A 2,173-nucleotide genomic window follows, 5' to 3' on the forward strand; every position below is an offset into this window, starting at 1 on the left:
TCCATCAGGCCATAATCAGGTTTAATACGGCCCGCTTTCCTGTCAGGATAAAGTGACTGATGTAGCCATTGATCGGAGGCATGCTCAGGTAACGGCCAGCCACAATCCAGGGTTCTGAATTTACCGAGAATATCAGATATAGTGGCAGCCCCCACATTCAGTCTCCTGGCGATGTCCCGGTTACTGAGGTTTTCATCAAGCTTAAGATAGAGAACCGCTTTAACGCGTTCTATGTCAGTAGGTTTTGACATACTTGTTTCCTCTTTAAAATTAAAAGAAGTTAACAAGCATAAAAGACTGATCGGGTGGTGAAGAAAAAGTCTGTGATCGAATGACCGGAATAGAGTTGATCGGGCTAGCCAGAATCAGCGATCGAGAACATCAGAATACGCACCAGCAATAAATCATCCTTCAGTGAAGCCCAGCAAAGACTGCTATCGACTAGCATTAAATTCAAAGCCGCCGAATGTGACCTCATCTATGAGTTAATGTTTAACAGTAAACGGCAACTGGGGGACGTCAAATCAGAAGTGTTTCAAAGGGACGAATTCCTCAAGCAATTGGGAGAGTTGGAAAAGCTTGCTAAAAACACCCAGGACAGGATTGTTGAAATAAGGCTGGATGGATTTCGTGATGCAGGAAAGGCATTGGGCTTGCTCGATTAAAACTGAGCAAGTGACCTCAGGGAGCCAAAAGGCTCCCTTTCTATTATGCCCACTTTGCTTAGCTTCAAGAAACATTGAATATCGCGATGATAAACAATGAAACTTTAACGCACATACCTCTATGTGCATCGAGTCAGCGGAAAGCGCCGTTGAGGTTTACGGCACTTTCAATAAGTTCCCACTTGAGTTCATGAACCACAAGCAGTGTGGAGCAATGATGGTGCGACTCAGCTATATCTAAGTAGTCTCATGCCAGGAAAATTTTTCAGCATAATTTACGTGATTTTGAAAATCATATTTGGAGTACAATTTTTTGTGTTGAAAGGTAATGTGATCGCGACATATTCCCAGCTCAGCACTTTTAACGGTACGCCTAAAAGTATTGCAAACATAGGAGACGTAAAGATGACGTAGAGAACAAGTAAATAACTGGTGTTGGCCCTTACCATAATTAGCGGGCTAGACTAAGCAGAGAGTCTATAAACCTCGGCACACAGATAAAGTTTTAGCTTTATCCCATAAGGCGTACCGTCCTTTTTACTTAAAAATGCCAGCCTCATTCTAATGAAAGTGCATCGACATACGTCGAGGCACGTTTTCGCCTGCTCGTTATAGAATCATCCAGATCGGCATATTTCCCTGATGTTAGACCTACTTACAGGCAGGACTAACAAAAGGAAAAAATATGAACATCAATTACGAAAAACTTTTCAACTTCTGTATCAAAATGAGCAACCGCTGGGTTTCGATGAGCAATACAGTTGTAGCTGTAGCGCTACTTTATACACTCTTTAACCTGGCATTTCTGTTTTCGGGTCATACAGAATACATTAGCGAGCATCAATGCTTCGATCGACTCTATCTTGTAGCATTTGGCATGATAGCGATAGCTTTAATCTTCGCTATGACTTCATTTTTTGCAGCACGAAAATTGAGAAGTGAATGACACTAGCTCCCCGCTTTGGGGAGCTATTTTTGTATCGTCACAATGAATTTAGGTCCACTCGCTTCCACTTCAGAAAATTTTTAAGCACAATGCTCGTAATAATTACCTCTCCTGGTCAAAGGACTAAACCGCTCCGCGGTAGTAGTGCCGCCCCCACCTCATTAATTATATTCTGATCTCGTTCTCCGCTTCTAAGCTGAAGGAAGGGCAATGTCGCCCTGAATTCACTCAGGAGTGAAACCATGAGTTACTTTGAAGGATCCAACCCCATACGCCAACGCATGATTGAAGATATGACCATGCGTAGGCTCAGTCCTAAAACGCAAATAGGCTACATCAGAGGCGTGAAGAAACTCGCTACCTTTTTGAAACGCTCGCCAGAGGATGCCACGGCTGAAGAATTGCGCCAATTCCAACTCGCATTGGCCGAGCAAGGTACATCTAACATCACCATCAATGCCACGTTATCGGGTTTAACGTTCTTATTTCATAAGTCCTTGAATCGACCTGATGTGATGCTCAAAGTCAGCACCGTGCCGGTGCCAAGGAAGTTGCCGACGGT

General features: G+C 43.5%; 3 protein-coding genes and 1 pseudogene. 3 read left to right on the plus strand and 1 reads right to left on the minus strand.

The window, feature by feature from the left end:
- Window positions 1-251: pseudogene (locus D9T21_RS01385) on the minus strand (hypothetical protein); the annotation flags it as partial.
- Between the two features lie 237 nt (window positions 252-488).
- On the opposite strand from D9T21_RS01385, the gene D9T21_RS22670 reads away from it, so the two are divergent.
- The 3 genes from D9T21_RS22670 to D9T21_RS01395 form a co-directional block, all read left to right on the plus strand.
- Entirely contained in the window at window positions 489-665 is a 177-nt protein-coding gene (locus tag D9T21_RS22670; RefSeq protein WP_164464543.1) for a hypothetical protein, read from the plus strand.
- A 685-nt stretch (window positions 666-1,350) separates the two neighbouring features.
- The gene (locus D9T21_RS01390; protein WP_123323393.1) at window positions 1,351-1,611 is read left to right on the plus strand and encodes a hypothetical protein; all 261 of its coding nucleotides are present in this window, start codon (window positions 1,351-1,353) and stop codon (window positions 1,609-1,611) included.
- A gap of 242 nt (window positions 1,612-1,853) precedes the next feature.
- Window positions 1,854-2,173: site-specific integrase (locus D9T21_RS01395; RefSeq protein WP_164464544.1), on the plus strand; the 320-nt coding region annotated here is incomplete at its 3' end.

Source organism: Marisediminitalea oceani (assembly GCF_003731635.1).
Taxonomy (GTDB): Bacteria; Pseudomonadota; Gammaproteobacteria; order Enterobacterales; family Alteromonadaceae; genus Alteromonas; species Alteromonas oceani.